General features: G+C 66.9%; 15 protein-coding genes. 3 read left to right on the forward strand and 12 right to left on the reverse strand.

Features of this window, described 5'->3' with window-relative positions:
* Positions 1 to 15 precede the first annotated feature (15 nt).
* Positions 16 to 1,434 carry an APC family permease gene (locus tag ASG95_RS17525; RefSeq protein WP_082592799.1) on the reverse strand — a complete coding sequence of 473 codons (1,419 nt, stop codon included), beginning with the start codon at positions 1,432 to 1,434 and terminating at the stop codon, positions 16 to 18.
* A gap of 262 nt (positions 1,435 to 1,696) precedes the next feature.
* Between ASG95_RS17525 and ASG95_RS17530 the strand changes: the two genes are divergently transcribed.
* On the forward strand, positions 1,697 to 1,975 hold the full coding sequence (locus ASG95_RS17530) for a hypothetical protein (protein WP_057378976.1): 279 nt from the start codon (positions 1,697 to 1,699) through the stop codon (positions 1,973 to 1,975).
* Positions 1,976 to 2,500: 525 nt separating this feature from the next.
* Here ASG95_RS17530 and ASG95_RS17535 read toward each other — a convergent pair.
* From ASG95_RS17535 to ASG95_RS17580, 10 genes are all read right to left on the reverse strand, one after another.
* Entirely contained in the window at positions 2,501 to 2,881 is a 381-nt protein-coding gene (locus ASG95_RS17535) for an L-rhamnose mutarotase (RefSeq protein WP_057378276.1), read from the reverse strand.
* Positions 2,881 to 3,924 carry a LacI family DNA-binding transcriptional regulator gene (locus ASG95_RS17540; RefSeq protein ID WP_057378277.1) on the reverse strand — a complete coding sequence of 348 codons (1,044 nt, stop codon included), beginning with the start codon at positions 3,922 to 3,924 and terminating at the stop codon, positions 2,881 to 2,883. Before ASG95_RS17540 ends, ASG95_RS17535 begins: the two co-directional genes overlap by 1 nt.
* A gap of 115 nt (positions 3,925 to 4,039) precedes the next feature.
* A complete protein-coding gene (locus ASG95_RS17545) occupies positions 4,040 to 5,464 on the reverse strand; it encodes a rhamnulokinase family protein (protein ID WP_057378278.1) in 1,425 nt (474 codons plus the stop codon).
* Positions 5,465 to 5,467: 3 nt separating this feature from the next.
* Complete coding sequence (locus ASG95_RS17550) at positions 5,468 to 7,504, reverse strand: bifunctional rhamnulose-1-phosphate aldolase/short-chain dehydrogenase (RefSeq protein ID WP_057378279.1); 2,037 nt, start codon at positions 7,502 to 7,504, stop codon at positions 5,468 to 5,470.
* 65 nt (positions 7,505 to 7,569) lie between these two features.
* Entirely contained in the window at positions 7,570 to 8,736 is a 1,167-nt protein-coding gene (gene rhaI / locus ASG95_RS17555; RefSeq protein WP_057378280.1) for an L-rhamnose isomerase, read from the reverse strand.
* 43 nt (positions 8,737 to 8,779) lie between these two features.
* Positions 8,780 to 9,631, reverse strand: a complete 852-nt coding sequence (locus tag ASG95_RS17560; RefSeq protein WP_057378281.1) for a carbohydrate ABC transporter permease — start codon at positions 9,629 to 9,631, stop codon at positions 8,780 to 8,782.
* Positions 9,628 to 10,494, reverse strand: coding sequence for a carbohydrate ABC transporter permease (locus ASG95_RS17565; RefSeq protein WP_057378282.1), 867 nt, complete (start codon positions 10,492 to 10,494; stop codon positions 9,628 to 9,630). Before ASG95_RS17565 ends, ASG95_RS17560 begins: the two co-directional genes overlap by 4 nt.
* A 151-nt stretch (positions 10,495 to 10,645) precedes the next feature.
* Complete coding sequence (locus ASG95_RS17570; protein ID WP_057378283.1) at positions 10,646 to 11,977, reverse strand: ABC transporter substrate-binding protein; 1,332 nt, start codon at positions 11,975 to 11,977, stop codon at positions 10,646 to 10,648.
* Positions 11,978 to 12,236: 259 nt separating this feature from the next.
* On the reverse strand, positions 12,237 to 13,445 hold the full coding sequence (locus ASG95_RS17575) for an alpha-L-fucosidase (RefSeq protein ID WP_162259418.1): 1,209 nt from the start codon (positions 13,443 to 13,445) through the stop codon (positions 12,237 to 12,239).
* A 354-nt stretch (positions 13,446 to 13,799) separates the two neighbouring features.
* Positions 13,800 to 14,831: a LacI family DNA-binding transcriptional regulator gene (locus ASG95_RS17580; protein WP_057378285.1), complete on the reverse strand. Its 1,032-nt coding sequence runs from the start codon at positions 14,829 to 14,831 to the stop codon at positions 13,800 to 13,802.
* A 426-nt stretch (positions 14,832 to 15,257) separates the two neighbouring features.
* Here ASG95_RS17580 and ASG95_RS17585 point away from each other — a divergent pair, with 426 nt between their 5' ends.
* On the forward strand, positions 15,258 to 16,142 hold the full coding sequence (locus ASG95_RS17585; RefSeq protein WP_057378286.1) for an amidohydrolase: 885 nt from the start codon (positions 15,258 to 15,260) through the stop codon (positions 16,140 to 16,142).
* A 65-nt stretch (positions 16,143 to 16,207) separates the two neighbouring features.
* Here ASG95_RS17585 and ASG95_RS17590 read toward each other — a convergent pair whose 3' ends face one another.
* Positions 16,208 to 16,957 carry a FadR/GntR family transcriptional regulator gene (locus ASG95_RS17590; protein ID WP_057378287.1) on the reverse strand — a complete coding sequence of 250 codons (750 nt, stop codon included), beginning with the start codon at positions 16,955 to 16,957 and terminating at the stop codon, positions 16,208 to 16,210.
* 228 nt (positions 16,958 to 17,185) lie between these two features.
* On the opposite strand from ASG95_RS17590, the gene ASG95_RS17595 reads away from it, so the two are divergent.
* Positions 17,186 to 18,028: a fumarylacetoacetate hydrolase family protein gene (locus ASG95_RS17595; protein ID WP_057378288.1), complete on the forward strand. Its 843-nt coding sequence runs from the start codon at positions 17,186 to 17,188 to the stop codon at positions 18,026 to 18,028.
* Position 18,029: the final 1 nt, after the last annotated feature.

The following is an 18,029-nucleotide window of genomic DNA, read 5'->3' on the forward strand; positions in this document are numbered from 1 at the left end:
GGCGCGCTGGTTCTCTCAAACTAGATCATCGACAGGCGTGACTACGGTCGCGAGATCGCGTGGCGCGCGCCGATCCAGGTACGCACCGCGTATGAGCCCAAGCACAAATGCGCCAGCCACCGAGCCAATGATGATGGCGTTCACGCGCCCACCTCGTCCAGTGAAGAGATCCAGCTGATCCACGATCTGCCAAAGGAACACCGCGAGCAACGTCGCCGCCACGGTCGGAGCCACAAGAACCTCCCAAACACCATGGCCGCGACGATCTTTCGCGAAGAAGACGACGATCGCGACACTCGCCGCAATCTCGAGGGCCGGGATCCCGATCAAAGCCGGCGAGCTCCCGAGAACGAACAGATCAAGGAACGGGTCGGCGCCCAGAGCGATCGTGACTAGCACGGCACCGATGGTGAGCGCTGTATGGGCGACGCTGCTGCGCCACGGAGCGCGAGTTCGCGTGCTCAACACAGCGAACCAACGGGGAATCAACCCGTCATTGCCCATGGCGGCCAGGTAGCGCGCGGTTGCATTGTGGAATGCCAACACTGAGGCGAACCAGCTGAATACGACCATCAGCTCGACGAAGTGGCGCATCCCGCTGCCCACGTATCTGTCCGTCACAGCGAAGAAGACACCGACTGGGTTGGCGTTGGCCATCTCTACAGTCGCAGAACTACCCAACGCCACCACGATCGCCCAGCTGACGTAGGCGTACAGAACAGACATCAGCACCAAGGCGCCGATCGCGGCACGGCGGATCGTCCGAGCACGATCTCGCGTTTCGGACGAGTAGATCACGGTCGCCTCGAACCCGGCGAAGGCGACGATCGCCAGGGCGAATGTGGTTCCCACGCTCCCGTCAAACAACACGGCCGGTTTGAAAGGATCCAGCGTCAGACCGCCTGCGCCACCTTGAACGAGGACTGACGTGCAAACGATGAGCAGGATGGCGACCTCGATCGTGATCACGACACCAAGAAGGCGAGCGTTCAGCTCAACATTGAGAACCCCAAGGATTCCCATCACCACCGCTCCGAGGAGCGCCCACACCCACCACGGCGCGTCCAGGCCAAAGGTGTCCAAAGCGAAGTTGCCCGCGAGCACGGCAAGGACACCGACCGCACCCGTAGCCGCGCACGCATACGTCACGGCGGCCATGAAGGCGGCACCGGTTCCCATGCTTCGACCAAGGCCTGCCGTCACGAACTCGTAGAGTCCACCTCTGCGACTGATGTGGCGCGACATCGCGACGTACCCGACAGCGAAGATGCCGAGGACGACAGCGGTGACGACCACGGCCAACGCGTAGCCGGTGCTCCCTCGTCCCAAGGCCAAGGGGATCGTACCGACCGAGAAGCCCAGGGGCGCTGCTGCCGCGATCACGAAGAACAACAGATGTGCGGCATTGAGTCGCCGCGGCTCTTGATTTGACATCGTAGTCCTAGGGTTCTTGTCCTCGGCTCGCCCGGGGCTCTCCCGGAACTTACGAGTGTCTAGTAGGTTCGTCAAGAGGGGTCGACGACTTATCTCGCAGCAGCCCGTCACATCCGCCCGCCTTACGCCGGTTCCTCACCGTACGTCTCGAAGCCGGGGCGCCCTGCTAATCTCACGACGAGATCTGGGCCATCCTGAGATCTTCCGGACGAGAGTGAACGCCGTACCCGGTGCGACGACGGCGTTTGACCGGAGGTTCGTCGTGGAACAAGTCATCTCTGTCGTCGGCACCCTGTGCATTCTCAGCGCCTTCGTAGCAATTCAAGCCGGCCGCCTCGATACGAGAGGGTTGACCTACCTCGCCCTCAATGTGGCCGGCTCGGTGGTCTTGAGCGTCATTGCGATTCGGGACCACCAGTGGGGCTTCTTACTCCTCGAAGGCGTCTGGGCCCTGGTGTCTACGCGGAGCCTCATCGTCGCGCTCGTCGCCGACAGGGGCAACGGAAAACACCCTGATCCGGCTCGCAGCTCAGCCCCCTGACCCGGGTTACCGAGAATCGCCACGGTGCGAAACTCCATCGCGAATGCATACCTCCACCCAACGCATCCGCGCTGGTCAGCGGCCCAGGAGTCCGACTGTCACCGCCTTCGGAATCTGCATTTCCCCGCGCATTCACCGCGCGCCCAAATCGGCGCAGCGTTTCCGCAGGTCAGAGGCCTGGCGATTCGACCGTAAATCTTCCTGCGTGACATACCCCTACCAGGTACTGACAGAGGGCGCCCGATCCACGTCTCCGCATGTCAGGCGCCCTCTCGTGCACTGGGTGGCAGGTGAAGGATTCGAACCTTCGAAGCTTTCGCGATGGATTTACAGACCAACGTAAGCCGCCCGCTGACCTGCTACTTCTCGGCTCGCCGGCGAACTTCGCCGCGAATTCGCCACAAACACTCGACGTCCACCGGCCCTTGCCAGCGGGTGACGGATAGGTCTCGCCGCCCTTCGCGAGCTGTTGCTGATGGCGCTGTCCCTGTTTTCGGTCCGCGTCCAAGCGGTTCGAGCAGACGATCAGGGCGGCGGCGGGTTCTTGCGGTAGTTCGGTTGGCGTTGCTGGGAAGCAGCCAAGAGTTGGTCCTCGAGGTTGAATACCTCGGTGAGGCCGGGCGCGCTCTGGTCAGCGCGACCGGTGAGGTTGGCGAAGTACTCGCGGGACTCCTCTTCCCATTTCGCGGTTCGCGGATCCTTGGCGAGGGCTGCAGCCGCCGTAGCGTCGTCGTCGACCTCGTAGTACCCGATCAACAGACCGTCAGGTCGGACGAACAGAGAGTAGTTACGCCGACCCGACTCGTGGATCGCGTCGAGTACCTGCGTGTCGACGGCCCGATGCCGCTCGATGTAGTCGGCAAGCGCCTCGGGGCGGATCTGCAGCTGGAAGCACACGCGCTTCATCAGGCTCTCCTCCGTGCTGGTGTGGTGGACGCCCGGGCGATGAGCTCGGGACAGAAGACGACGTGCTCGTGGCGGTGCTCAGAGCCGTGGGCCGCCTCATCCATCAGCAGCCGCGCCGCCGTGCGGCCCAGGAGCTGCCGAGGCTGGGCGACAGTGGTGAGGGGAACCGCAGCCGCTGCGGCGTACTCGATGTCGTCATAGCCGACGATCGAGATGTCGTCGGGCACAGAGACGCCGTGCTGAACCAGGTGCTGGAGAAGTCCCAGCGCCAGCAAGTCGTTGGCACAGAACACCGCAGTCGGGCGGCGGTGGCGTGGAAGACCGAGCAAACGTTCCCCCGCGCGACGCCCCTCAGCGACGGTGATACCGCCGGTCTCCAAGAGGACTAGGTCGTCAGCTCCAAGGCGCACGCTGGATAGCGCCGCGAGGGCACCGGCGTAACGGTCGGCAACCTGAGGGATCGCGAGGGGCCCGCCGATGAAGGCGAGCTTCCGGTGGCCCAACTCGTGCAGGTGGGTCATGGCCAGGTCGCCGCCGGCGATATCGTCGACACCGACTGAGCACCAGTCGTGGGTGCCCTGCGGTGCTCGGTCGACAAGGACGACGGGCACGCCCTGCTCGCGAAGCCGGGTCAGCCGTGGGTTCGCGTAGTCGGTCGCGGTGATGAGGAGCCCTCGTACGCGCAGCTGGGTGAGGTGCTCGAGGTAGCCGTTCTCGCGGTCGGTGTCGAGGTCGCTGTTGCACAGGAAGAGCGAGAGGTTCTCGGCCTTGGCAACCTCCTCGATCCCCCGGGTGACGTCGGTGAAGAAGGGGTTCGAGGCGTCGAGGACGAGATAGGCCAGCGTGCGGCTGCGTCCGGCAGCCAACTGGCGCGCAGACGCATTGGGGACGAATCCGAGTTTGGTGATGGTCATTCCCACCTTCACCCGAGTTGCGGGGCGCACGATCTCGGGCCGGTTGAGGACGTTGGACACCGTTCCGACGGACACTCCTGCCGCGGCCGCGACGTCCTTGATGCTCACCGAGACCATGGCTGCTCCCATCCCCCGGGGGAAGGTGCCGCGCTCGCCGGGCCTGGCGCCCTCGCGGCTCGCTCCTAGAGCACGTGGCGTCCGCCGCGGCCGGGGACTCGAGGTGTCGTCGGGGCACGTTGCTGGTTCAGGTAGGGACATGGACACGCACTTCCTGGGTGGCCCGCAGGTCGGCGCGGATGGCCTCGAGGGAGTCAGGGACGGCGCCGTACGCCTTGGCCTGGACGAGGATGTTCCCGAGGGCTGTGGCCTCGACGGGGCCGCCGGTCACGGGCACACCGACGAGGTTGGCGGTGAGCTGACACAGCAGGCCGTTCTGGCTGCCACCCCCGACGATGTGGATCATCTCGATCTCCTCGCCAGCGAGACTTTCGGCCTGCTTGAGCGTGTGTGCGTATGCCGTCGCGAGAGAGTCCAGGACGCACCGCACCGTTGCGGCGGGCTCTGTCGGCCTGGGCCCGCGTCGAGCAGCCGCCGTGGCGATCCGCTCGGGCATGTTGCCGGGAGCGATGAAGTCCGGGTCGTCCACGTCGATGACGGGACCACCGCGCGGGAGGGTCTCGGCTTCGGTGAGCAGAGAGGGCAGGTCGAGGTTGAGGCCCCCTTCACGCCAGGTTCGCATGGACTCTTGAAGGAGCCAGAGACCGCCGACGTTGCGCAGGTAGCGGATTCGCCCGTCGACACCGCCTTCGTTGGTGAAGTTCGCCTGCTGGCTCTCCGCCGTCAGGATCGGCTTGTCGAGCTCGAGCCCGGCCAGCGACCAGGTGCCGCTGGAGACGTAGCCGAACCGGCGTCCGACCGCAGGGATTGCCGCGACGGCGGAGGCGGTGTCGTGCGAGCCGACTGTGGTGACGACCGTGCCGCTGAGCAGGCCGGTGGCGTCGCGGATCGCGGGCAGGATCCTGCCGCGGAGCTGTCCGGGCTGCTGGATCTCCGGGAACAGGGCGGGGGCCACGTCCAGGGCGCTCATGATCGCTGGTGACCACTCTCCAGTGCGGACATCGAACAGCCCCGTGGTGGAGGCGTTGGTCGCTTCGCTTCGAAGCTCGCCCGTCAGCCAATACGAGAGCAGGTCGGGCAGCAGGACGACGTGGGCTGCCTGCTCCCACTGCTTGGACGACCGCTCGGCCTCGAGCTGATAGATCGTGGTGAAGGGCAGGTACTGCAGCCCGGTGATCGCGTACAGCTGGTCCTGGCTGATCCGGTCGTGGACCCGCTCGTGGAGTCCGTCGGTGCGGCTGTCGCGGTAGGAGATGGGTTCGGCGAGGAGGCGTCCGTCTGCGTCGAGCACGCCGTAGTCGACGGCCCAGGTGTCGATGCCGATGGACTCGACCAGGGGGAACTGGGCTGCCAGTGCGGTCAGGCCGGTGAGCACCTCAGAGAAGAGTCCGGTGAGGTTCCAGCGGAGGTGACCACCCTGCATCGCCGCTCCGTTGGCAAAGCGATGCAGGGTGTGTAGTTGGGTCCCGCCACTCGTCGGGTCGACGACGCCGGCCATGACCCGGCCACCGGAGGCGCCGATGTCGATGGCGCCGAAGACCCTGGGTGCCATGGTCTAGCGGAGGAAGGCGTTGGCGACGCCGGAGTCGACGGGGATGTGGAGGCCGGTGGTGTGGCTGAGCTCGTTGGAGGTGAGGACGGCGGCGGCGTTGGCGACGTGCTCGGGCAGGACCTCGCGGCCGAGCAGGGTGCGCTTGGCGTAGTAGGCGCCCAGGTCCTCCTCGGCGACTCCGTAGACCTCGGCGCGCTTGGCGCCCCAGCCGCCGGCGAAGATGCCGCTGCCGCGGACGACTCCGTCGGGGTTGATGCCGTTGACCTTGATGCCGTGCTCGCCGAGCTCGGCAGCGAGCAGCCGCACCTGGTGGGCCTGGTCGGCCTTGACCGCCGAGTAGGCGATGTTGTTGGGGCCGGCGAAGACCGAGTTCTTGGAGGAGATGTAGAGGATGTCGCCGCCGAGCTTCTGGGCGATCATCGCGGCCGCCGCGGACTTGGAGGTGAGGAAGCTGCCCTTGGCCATCACGTCGTGCTGCAGGTCCCAGTCGGCTTCGGTGGTCTCGAGCAGTGGCTTGGAGATGGACAGTCCGGCGTTGTTGACGAGCAGGTCGATCCCGCCGAAGGCGAGCAGGGTGGCGTCGACGGCCGCCTGGACGGCGGCGGCGTCGGTGACGTCAGCCTGGACGCCGACGGCGACATCCGTGCTCCCGAGCTCGGCGGCGGCGGCCCGGGCCTTGGCGAGGTCGAGGTCGGCGATGACGACGCAGGCGCCTTCGGCGGCGAGCCGGGTGGCGATGGCCTTGCCGATGCCTGAGGCGGCGCCGGTGACGAGGGCGATCCGGCCGGCGTGGGAGCGGGGCTTGGGCAGGCGGGCGAGCTTGGCTTCCTCGAGGGCCCAGTACTCGATGCGGAACTTCTCGGACTCGTCGATGGGGGCGTAGGTGGAGACGGCCTCGGCGCCGCGCATCACGTTGATGGCGTTGGTGTAGAACTCGCCGGCGACGCGGGCGGTCTGCTTGTCCTTGCCGTAGGAGAACATCCCCACGCCGGGGACGAGGACGATGGCCGGGTCGGCGCCGCGGATGGCCGGGGAGTCGGGGGTGGCGTTACGGTCGTAGTAGCCCTGGTAGTCCTCGCGGTATGCCGCGTGCAGCTCGGCGAGGCGGGCGACGATCTCCTCGACTGCCGCGTCGGCCGGGAGGTCGACGACGAGCGGCTTGACCTTGGTGCGCAGGAAGTGGTCCGGGCACGAGGTGCCGAGTGCGGCCAGGGGCGCGAGCTGCTCGCTGGCCAGGAACTCGAGGACGACGTCGGTGTCGCTGAAGTGGCCCACCATCGCCTTGTCCTGGGACGCGACGGCCCGCAGGTGCGGCGCCAGGGCGGCGGCCTTGGCGCGGCGCTCGGAGTCCGGGAGGGCGGCATACCCGGGCACCTGCGGGCCGAACGGCTCGTCCTTGCCGTGCTCGTCGAGGTAGGCCTCGGCGGTCTGGATGATCCACAGCGAGTTGGCCTCGGCCTCCTCGCTGGTGTCGCCCCACGCGGTCACGCCGTGGCCACCGAGGACGGTGCCCACGGCGTGCGGGTTGGCCGTCTTGATGGCGGCGATGTCGAGACCGAGCTGGAAGCCGGGACGACGCCAGGGCACCCAGACGACCTTGTCGCCGAAGATCTCCTTGGTGAGCTGCTCGCCGTCCTTGGCGGTGGCGATGGCGATGCCGCTGTCGGGGTGCAGGTGGTCCACGTGGGCGGCATCGACGAGTCCGTGCATGGCTGTGTCGATCGACGGCGCGGCACCGCCCTTGCCGTGCAGGCAGTAGTCGAAGGCGGCCACCATCTCGTCCTCACGGTCCACGCCGGGGTAGACGTCGACGAGGGAGCGCATCCGGTCCAGGCGCAGGACCGCCAGACCGGACTCCGTCAACGTGCCGAGGTCACCGCCGGAGCCCTTCACCCACAGCAGCTCGACCTGCTCACCGGTCACCGGGTCGGTCTCGGACCCCTTGGCTGAGGTGTTGCCACCCGCGTAGTTGGTGTTCCTCGGGTCGGCGCCCAGCCGGTTGGAGCGGGCAATCAGGTCTGCAACGGCGTTGTTCGTCATCGGGTTCTTTCTCGGTCGAGCGGGAGAGCGTGCGGAGGTCGAATGGCTGCGGTGTGGGTGCGCGGTCAGGCGCCCCAGCCGGCCTGGGTGCCACCGAGCCGGTCGGCGGCGATCTGGTCCTGGTAGCCGCTGGCGGCGTACGCCTGCATGGGGTCGGCCGGCAGCCCGCGGCTGGAACGCCAGTCCGCGAGGTCGGCGCGCACATCGGTGTAGAACGCATCCATGAGGACCCCGTTGGCGCCCAGCACGTCACCGGCGCGCTCTGCCTCGCGGAGTGCCTCGCGGTCGACGAGCAGGGCGCGCGCCGTCATCTCCTGGACGTTGAGGACGGACCGGATCTGGCCCGGGACCTTGTCCTCGACGTTGTGGCACTGGTCGAGCATGAACGCGACGTCGCTGGCGTCGCCGTAGCCACCGCCCCGGATCACCTCGTAGAGGATGCGGAACAGCTGGAACGGATCCGCCGCGCCGACGATCAGGTCGTCGTCGGCATAGAACCGCGAGTTGAAGTCGAACGAGCCGAGCCGGCCCAGCCGCAGGAGCTGCGCGACGATGAACTCGATGTTCGTGCCAGGGGCGTGGTGCCCGGTGTCGAGGCACACGACGGCGCGGTCCCCGAGGGCAAGGCAGTGGACGAGCGAGGTGCCCCAGTCGGGGACGTCGGTGGCGTAGAAGGCGGGTTCGAAGAACTTGTACTCGAGGACGAGGCGCTGCTCCTGGCCTAGGCGCGCGTAGACCTGCTGCAGGCTGTCGGCCAGCCGGTCCTGGCGGTCGCGCAGGTCGCCCTGACCCGGGTAGTTGGTGCCGTCGGCCAGCCAGATCTTCAGGTCACGACTGCCAGTGACGTCCATGATGTCGATGCATTCGAGGTGGTGGGCGATGGCCTTGGCCCGGACGCGCTCATCCACGTGCGTCAGGCTGCCAAACTTGTAGTCGTCGTCCTGGAAGGTGTTGGAGTTGATCGTGCCCAGACGCACACCGAGGTCCTCGGCCACCCGGCCGAGCTTGTCGTAGTCGTCCACCCGGTCCCACGGAATGTGCAGCGCCACAGACGGGGCGAGCCCCGTCAGCGCGTGCACCTGCGCCGCATCCGCCAGCTTCTCCTCCACCGTGCGCGGTGTGCCCGGAGTCGCGAAGACCCTGAACCGGGTGCCCGAGTTGCCGAACGCCCAGGAAGGCAGCTCGATCGCTTGGTCATCCAGCTGGGCCGCAATGTCGTCAAAGCTGGTCATGGGCCGATCCGTCCCGTTGTCGCATTCCGCGGCGCTTGAACCCTCATCGGAAGACGCCACCGAGTGCGACCCCCTTGGCGATGGAGCGGTTGAAGACGAGGTACAGCGCGATGAGAGGGATCGTCGCCATGGTCAACCCGGCGAAAATGGCCCCGGTGTTCGCGCTGAACTGTCCCTGAAAGTCAAGGAGTCCGACCGGGATCGTCCGGCTCTCAGGGTCTTGGAGCAGCACGATGGCGAGCTGGGTCTCTCCCCAGACGAAGAACCCGTTGACCATGCCGACAGCAACGATCGGCCCCTTCGACAACGGGAGCACGATGCGCACGAAGGTCTGCACCGGGCCGAGTCCGTCGAGTGACGCCGCCTCCCGCAGCTCTCCCGGGAACCCGAGGTAGAAGCTGTGCAGGATCAACACACACGTCGGGAGACAGATGGCGACGTAGACGATCCCAGTGGCCCAGGGGCGACTCAGCAGATCGAGGGAGTTGAACGCCGAGTAGTAAGGGATGAGCAACATGATGAGGGGCAGGGTCGTGGCGACCAGAAAGCCGCGGATCACCACGGTCCGCACCCGTGGCGAAGAAAGCGTCGCGAAGTACGCGGTGATCGCGCCCACGAGCACGCACCCCGAGATGGCGATGATCGCCACGACCCCCGAGTTGAAGAGGTACACCGCGAATCCCTGCCCTCCGGGTGGTCCGTTCCAGGCATCCGCGAAGTTCTGCAGGTTCCAGTCGACGCCCACGACCCCGAGCGGGTTGCTGTAGATGTCAGTGCTGGACTTGAACGCGAGCAACACAATCAGCACGAAGGGAACTGCGGCGAGCACGCTCCAGGCGACCGCCCCGAACTGCGCCACCGCAGTGGTGGCCCGGACCTTCCGACGTCGGCTCATTCGTCAACCGCCCTTCGCGATCCCAACCAGTTTCCGACGAAGCCCACCACGAGCAGAACGACGCCCCCCACGACACTGATCGCAGCCGCGGCGCCGAAGTTCCCGAACTGGAAAGCTTCCTTGTACACCTGCACGGGAAGGATCGCCGTGGCGTCCCCCGGCCCGCCCTGAGTCATCCCCCACACCAGGGTGAACCCGTTGAATGCCCAGATCGCCTCGAGCAGCAACATCATCGACAGGACCGGTCGGGTCAACGGAAGGGTGATGAGGAAGAACTGACGCACCGGACCCGTCCCGTCGAGCGCCGCAGCCTCGTAGACCGACACGGGGATCTCCTCCATCGCACCGAGGATGACGAGGAAGGCGAAGCCTGCTCCTTGCCAGATGGCCACCGCGATCACCACCCAGAGCGCAGTATGCGGATCGGCCAGCCATGCGTGGTCGTCGCCCAGACCGACCGCCCGCAGGGCCGCGTTCACGGCGCCGGACGTCGGCTGGACGGCGAGCGCCCAAAAGACCGCGACGGCAGAGGGCGGGGCGATTGCCGGGAGGAACCAGACGATGCGGTAGACGTTGCTGCCGGCTATCCCGCCGGACACGAGCGCTGCCAGCAGCGTCGCGATGATGCTGATGCCGATGGCCGTCCCCAGCCCAAGGAGCACGGAGCGGCCGAGGGCGGCCTGCGTTGCCCCGTCACTGAGCAGGGCGACGTAGTTGTCGCCGCCGATGAACTCACGGTCGCCCACCCCGGTCCAGTTGGAGAGCGAAGCCCGGACCAGATCGACGATGGGGAACCCAAAGAAGAGGAGGATCAGGACGAGCCCAGGGGTCAGCATCAGGAGGACCAGCCGGGAGTCCCGCACGGACCTCCTCCGTCGTGCCTGCGCTGGGGGTACGACGGGCGACGCGGCAGAGGTTTTGCTGAATGAGGTTGTGGACATTTCCTGACTTCCAGTCACTGATAGGGAGCCCTGGGGTGCCGTACTCGGGAGGGTACGACACCCCACGGGAGCGTCAGCCGTTCCGCGACTTGTACGACTCGAACTGCTTTTGCTGGTCCTGTCCAGCCTTCTCCACAGTGACCTGACCGCTCAGGAGCTTCTGCGCCTCCGCATCCACGAAGACCTGTCCGAGCGAGCCGGGCAGCGTGCTCGTCCATCCGATGCCTACCTTGGTAGCCGCGAAGTCCACGATCTGCTGCACGAGCGGGCCGAGGCCCTCGACGTCGGAGGCCTTGACCGTCTGGACCGCGGGAAGAGAACCAACCTTCTCGGCGGCGTAGGTCTGGACCTCGTCGGAGGAATACGTCGCGATGAACTCCTTGGCCAACGACTGGTGCTTGGACGCCGTGGGGACCGCCAGGGTGTCGCCCGCATAGAGGCTGGGCACCGTCGGCGTGCCCTTCGCCCCAGGCAGCAACAGCCAGTCGTACTCGAACTTCTGCTTCTTGAGGACCGAGGGGATCCAGGTGCCGCCGATCATCATGGCGGCCTTCCCGGAGGTGAAGGCCGCCTGTGCCTGGTCGGCCTTCGCGGCGACGAAGCCGGACTGGAAAACGGCGTTCTTCTTCCAGTCCTCGAGCTGAGCGAGCGAGTCGGTGAACTCGGGGCTGGTGTACTCGACCGTCTGCTTGTTGCCCGCCTGCCACGAGGTCAGGAAGTCCTTCAGGGCGGCATCGGACGCGTTCGCCTGCAGCTGCGCATCGACCAGCCAACCGAGGTGGAACCCCGAGCTGCCGCCGACGGAAAGGCCGTCGTAGCCGGCGCTCTTGAGCTTGGAGACCATGGTGTACAGGTCCGCGTTGCTCGCCACCTGGTGGTTCGCCGGTGCAGTGACGCCGGCCTTCGCGAAGGCGTCCTTATTGTAGAAGACGATGTTGTAGTAGGTCGTGTCGAAGAGTGCGAGGTACGGGGTGCCGTTCCACTTGAGGGAGTTGGCAACCGTACTGCCGTAACGCGACTCCAGATCGGAGCTCTTCCACAGGTCGTCGAGCGGCACCAGCTTCTTGGCCTTCATGAGGTCGAAGTAGGGCTGTGCATTGGTGGGCACGATGCCGACGTCGGGGGTGTTGCTGGAGGACAGCACTTGGGCGTTGGTGGTGTTCTTCTGATCCCCGGTGATGGTCTGCAGCTTGACCTTCAGCCCGGGGTGCTTCTTCTCGAGCAGCCCTGCCGCGTACTGGAACGCCGGCATCTGCTCGATCTGGACCTGGACCGTGAGGTTCAGGTCCTTGGCTGTGTCCGAACCCGACGGGTCCGACGAAGAGCAGCTCGCGAGCAGCATGGCGGCGGACGTGGCGACTGCCAGGCCAGCGACCTGGCGACGAGAGATGGGACGGTGGTACACGTTCACTCCTTTGTGAGAGGGACGCTCGAGGTAGAACGCGAATCGTTTTGCGCTAGTCCCAAAAAAAAGGGTGGCGGTCCGGACTCAGAGAGCGCGTGGGAAGAGTATGACCGATGGTCTCTCAAGTTACAAGACCCTTTCAGCAAGCAGAAATTCGCTGATCGGGAGCCTCGCATGAGACATCCCCTCGTGGATCGAGGCAAACAGCGTGAATCGATTCGTGCTGCGAGTCGAAAGGCTAGACATCGGTGCAAGGCACCTACTCCGCCGGCAGTTCGATACGCACGACGTCGCGTCCACCTTCATGCCGAACCCACGTCGAGTCGTCGGCGACCACGATGGCGCGGCCGTCGCACTCCCACGCCCGGAACCATCCGGCGTCGCCGGCCATGTCGCTCCTCGTGAGCGAACCGGGCTCGCTGAGCGAACGCCCGGTCGTGAAGGGCTTCACATCGCGGACCCAACGCCCGAATCCCTCCAGGGTCCTGCGCTGCACGCTGGGGATCTCGCCCGAAGCTGTCGGGCCGACGTTGATCAGCAGTCTGCCTCCCCGGGACACGACGTCGGCGTAGAGACGGGCGAGCTCGCGCGTCGTCATGGTCAAGGACTCGTCCTCGAGGCGGTTGAACCCGAAGGAGAATCCAAGCCCACGGTTGTGCTCCCACCCGACCCCGCGCTCGTTCTGTAGGTCGTGCGCGTACTCGCTGGTCGGGTACCCGCCGACAGGAGCTCCCCAACGGTCGTTGATGATGCCGTCCGGCACCGCTTGTCGGTAGTGCGACAGAAGCTCGAGCAGGCTGCCGTCGTCCTTCGCCGAGTCAGGCCAGTCGATGTCGTTCCAGATCACCGAAGGCCGAAAACGCTCGATCAGGTCCCTCACCTGGCGGTTCGCGTACTCTGCATAGCCCGGATCTACTGGACGATAGAGGTTGACGTCTTGCATGCTCTCGATCGGCGGGAACTTCGTGAATGCCCAGTCCAACCCCCCGGAGTAGTACACCCCGAAGCGCATGCCTTCCCGCCGTACCGCTTCTGCGAGCAACCCGATGATGTCCTTCTGCGGTCCGCGGGCGACGGTGTTAAGTCCTCCCGAGCCAGGTGCATCCCACAGCGCGATGCCGTCATGGTGCTTGGTCACGGGGATCACGTAGTCAGCGCCGGCGTGGGCGAAGAGGCGAGCCCAGGCTCCGGCATCGAACGCCTCCCCCTGCCACGCGTCGAGAAAGTCGTCATACGCGGATCCGCCGTAGACGTCGCGCTGATGCGCCGCAGCCGGCGAACCGTCGATGCGGATCGTGTTGGAGTACCACTCCGCGTAGGCGTTGTGGGCGAACCAGCACTCCTCGTCGACCGCGCCCCATGCGCCTGTCGGTTCCGCCCAGGAGGGGACGGAGTAAACACCCCAGTGGACAAAGATCCCGAAACTGGCGTCGAGCGCCCACGGTGGGAGTGGGGAGGCTGCGGTCATTGTCGTGGTCTTCCTTTCGAAGGGCATCCGTCGGTCCACGCGCCGTGACCAGCACTCCCGGTGTCAGATCGGACAGTTAGGGTCCGTGCCGCATCCGGCGGTGCCTCCGCGCCCCCGGCCGGCTGGTCGGTGGCCGCCAACCAGGACGGTGACCTGAGCCGGCAAGCGTGCGGGACCATTCACGAGAGCAGAGCAAAACGATTCGCGCTGAGGCACAAGTGTGTCTTCGCGCTCGCACGATGTCAATCGCCACCCGGGCAGTCGTCGCAAGGACCCCGGCTTATCTGGCGCGGACATCTCGCGCCACGCCGGCGGGCTCAATCCGTACGGCTGTGCGGCCGGACGGGTCGGTTTCTAGTCGCGAAGGGAGGCGACGGACGCGCCGACCACGAGCGATGCGGGCAGCCGCTCCATCGTCGGAGGAGCCGCACCTTGGCCCTCTCCACGCAGTCGCATGTGCAGGGTTCGTGCGGCGGCCGCCGCGAGCTCCGCGACCGGCTGGCTCACCACGGTGAGCGGGGGTCGGGTGGCTCGCGCGAGCTCGACTGCGTCGAATCCCACGAGCGAGATGTCCCGCCCCAGCCTGAGGCCGGACTCGTTGACGGCGATCACGGCGCCCAGGGTGAGGTCATAGTTGGCCGTGAAAACCCCGGTGGGTCGCGGTGACATCGACAACAGCTGGTTCATCGCCTCGTGGCCCCACTGCGAGGTGAGCGGCCCGGTCAGGACGCGCTCGGCGGGCAACGCCTCCGCTGTCGGTAGCGCGGACGCGAACCCAGCGGCGCGCTCGTTCACGGTCGAGATTGCGGGGTCACCGCCGATGGCGGCCAGCGAGTCATGCCCGTGGTCGACGAGGTGCTGTCCTGCCATCCGTCCCGCTCCGAAGTTGTCGAGGCAGACGAAGTCGGCGTTGAGATCAGGCTGCCAGAGGTCAACGGCAACGACGGGGATGCCTGACTCGATCACCTTGTTCAGCGCCGGCACGTCGGAGGACGACGGCATCGTGATGATGCCGTCGACCTGTCGACCGAGGAGGAGATCGAGCGCATCGTTGCTGCGACCGAGAGGCCCTCCTTCGTCCGAGGCCATGAGGACGCTGAAGCCCTGGGATCTCAGATACACCTCCGCACCGGCGACGATGGAGAGGTGGAAGCTGCTGAGGAGAGACGGGAGCAGAACTCCGATCGTCCTCGACGCGCCCCGACGCAGGCTGCTCGCATTCCGGTTGAGCCGGAAGCCCAGCGACTCGGAGGCTGCCCTGATCGCCTCCCGGTTCTCGTCGAGGATGTTTCCCCCGTTGTAATACTTCGAGATCGTGGCAAGGGAGAGACCCGTGAGCCGCTGGATGTCGGCATACGTCGCGGAGGACTTGCGGCGCGTCGTCATGGTGTCCCTTCGTCGTGACTCCACATGGTAGGTGGGGTGTACCACCACGTTGGGGCCAGGTGGGTGCGGACCCCCCGCCGCACGCGTCAGGGGGTGCGAGGAGCGACGGAGGGTCCGCTTGTCCGCTCCCCGGGTGACACCTCGGCCTGAGGCAGCCGAAGGGGTTCCGAAGGTGCATCGGCGGGCCCGGATAGCAGGGCGCGAACTGAGCGAAACGTTACGTGATGGTGGTACATTTGACAAGACCAGCGGCGAGACAGATCGCAGAGTGAAGCCTCGAGCCTCCCCCGAAGCGACGCCACGGAGCTCCGGCCGATTTAAGCGACTCGACGGAGCTCCGACCGATGGGAAATGAGAAGCCTTGACGACCTCAGGAGATCGGTGTGCTGATGGACGGAGGGCAAATCAAATGGTGAACGTGTCGGCATGACGAGGGATGTCCTCGAGACCGTCCGGATCGACTCCCACCATCACACCTGGGAGGTGCAGCGGCGTCCGCAGACCTGGATGACGGCGGAGCAGGACGCGCGGATCGGCCACGACCAGCTGCTCCCGGACTGGGCCGCCGCCGCTGTCCCGTGCGGCGTGCAGGGCTCGGTCCTCGTGCAGACCGTTCGCGACCCCAGTGAGACCGTCGAGTTCCTCGAGGTTGCAGCAAGAGTGCCGCTGGTGCGTGGGGTCGTCGGGTGGGTCGACCTCGACCGCGGTCCGGGGGACGTCGCATCCCAGGTACAGGCTCTGACCCGGCTGCCGGGCGCGGACCGCCTCGTGGGAGTACGCGACCAGAGCGCCGACCGGCCGGAGGCCGACTGGGCGGACGGGGCTGCTGCTGCAGCGCTCTTCGAAGCGTGCGGCGCGGCTGGACTCGTGGTCGACCTCCTGCTTCGACCCGACCAGTGGCCGGCGGCAGCCCGTGCGGTGGCGCGCCATTCGCAGACCCGCTTCGTGCTCGACCACTTCGGCAACGTGGACTTCGCGGCATCGTCAGCAGACCGGTGGCAGGCCGGCGTCGGCGGGTTCTCCTCATCCCCCAACGTGGCGCTGAAGCTCTCCGGCGTCGCGGCGCGCGCGAGCGACCCCGAGGTAGTGCGACGCCTGCTGCCAAGGTTCGTCGGAGCTGCGCTGGACGCGTTCGGCCGGGATCGGCTCATGTTCGGCAGCGACTGGCCGGTGTCGTCGATGTCGATGACGTACGCCGAGGTGGTCGACACGGTCGAGGACGCGCTCGACCGTGTGCCCGGTGCCAGCGACGACGACCGTCGTGCCGTCTGGGGCGCGACCGCAGTGGCGTGGTACGCCCTGCCCGACTGATGGGACCGGGCAGGATGAGTAGGCGTCGCCCAGGTGGGGTCACGCGACCAGGTCGCGGAGTGTGGTCAGCGGGTGCGCCGACGACGCTCCCAGGACGCGATGATGTGCTCGTCCATCGCCCGGGAGGCGGCCTCCTCGTCGCCGGACATGACTGCGTCGTGCACTTCCTGGTGGGCCTGGTTGGTCAGGCGGATGTGCTCCGGCGAGGGGTCGCCGACGTAGCGCAGGGAGCGGTATGCCTCAACGGTGAGGTTGTGGATCATGGCCCGCCCCAAGCGGTTTCTGGAGGCCGCCATGATCGAGTCGTGGAAGGCGACATCGGCTTTGAGGTACGTCACGGGGTCGTCCATGCTCGCGTCGAGCTCGCGCATGCGAGCGGTGATGTCGGCTCGCTCCTGCTCGGTCGCGTTCCTCGCCGCCTGGCCGGCCATCCGCCCCTCGAGGGCGCGTCGTACGTCGACGAGGTCCTCGAGGATGGCGTTGCCCGCGTCGTGGCGCACCACCGCCGACAACACGGTGGGGTTGAGCAGGTCCCAGTCGGCCAGCGGCCGGATCCGCGTGCCCTGGCCCTGTTGCGCAGTCACCAGGCGCATCGTCTCGAGAGCCTTCACGGCCTCGCGCACCACGGTCCGGGAGACGCCGAAGGTCTCGCAGAGGACCGGTTCGGTGGGCAGGGAGGCGCCGATCGGGAGCTCACCGCCCACGAGGCGGTCGACGAGCTCGTCCACGACCTTCGTCGCCAGCCGCCGCGGGCGTCGCGGCCACGCTGTCCACCCGGCCGCAGCCGCGTCGTCGGGAGCCACGTCATCTTGCATGGCCCGAGCATATCCGTTGTGCGCCTTGACAAGATACGTATGACGAAAGATGATTCTCGTCATCGAACGCAGGTCTCGAGAGGTCGCTGGCTGACCGGGTGCTCGTCAGGCGCGACCACCGGGTCGTCGGCGCGGTCGACAACCCCACCAGAACCTCACCCTGAGCGCCCATTGCGAGCCCGACGGCCGCCAGCCCCGACCGCCCGCCTGACCCGAGAGAACCCATCCATGAGACTCGCCCGAATCGGCCCCGCCGGCGCTGAGCGTCCAGTTGTCCAGGACGAGGACGGCACCTGGCGCGACCTGACCGGCGTCGTCGAGGACCTCGACGCCACCACGGTCACGCCGCAGTCCCTCGAGGCCATCCGGACAACCCGAGCCGGCGACCTGCCGGAGGTCACGGTCGGCCGCTTCGGGCCGCCCGTCGCCCGGATCGGCAAGATCGTGTGCATCGGGCTCAACTACCGCGACCACGCGACCGAGACCGGCGCGACCGTGCCTCCCGAACCCGTCCTCTTCATGAAGGCCCCCGACACGGTGGTCGGTCCCGATGACGAGGTCCTGGTGCCCCGGAGGAGCACGCACACCGACTGGGAGGTGGAGCTGGCCGTCGTCATCGGGACCACGGCGGCATACCTCTCCTCACCGGAGGACGCGGCCGCGCACATCGCGGGCTACGCGATCAGCCACGATGTGTCCGAGCGCGAGTTCCAGCTCGAGCGCGGCGGCCAGTGGGACAAGGGCAAGAACTGCGCAACCTTCAACCCGTTCGGCCCGTGGCTCGTGACCGCCGACGAGGTGGCGGACGTGCAGGACCTCGGGCTGCGCCTGTGGGTCAACGGCGAGCTGAAGCAGGACGGCACCACGGCCGACATGGTCTTCCCGGTGCACCACCTCGTCCACTACCTCTCGCAGTTCATGACCCTCTACCCCGGTGACGTCATCAACACCGGCACCCCGGCGGGGGTCGCCCTCGGGGTGCCGGGGACGCCGTACCTCCTCCCCGGCGACGTCGTCGAGGTGGAGATCGACGGACTCGGGCGCCAGCGACAGATCTTCGGGAAGGCCTGAC

It is taken from the genome of Phycicoccus sp. Soil803 (assembly GCF_001429685.1).
Lineage (GTDB): Bacteria > Actinomycetota > Actinomycetes > Actinomycetales > Dermatophilaceae > Pedococcus.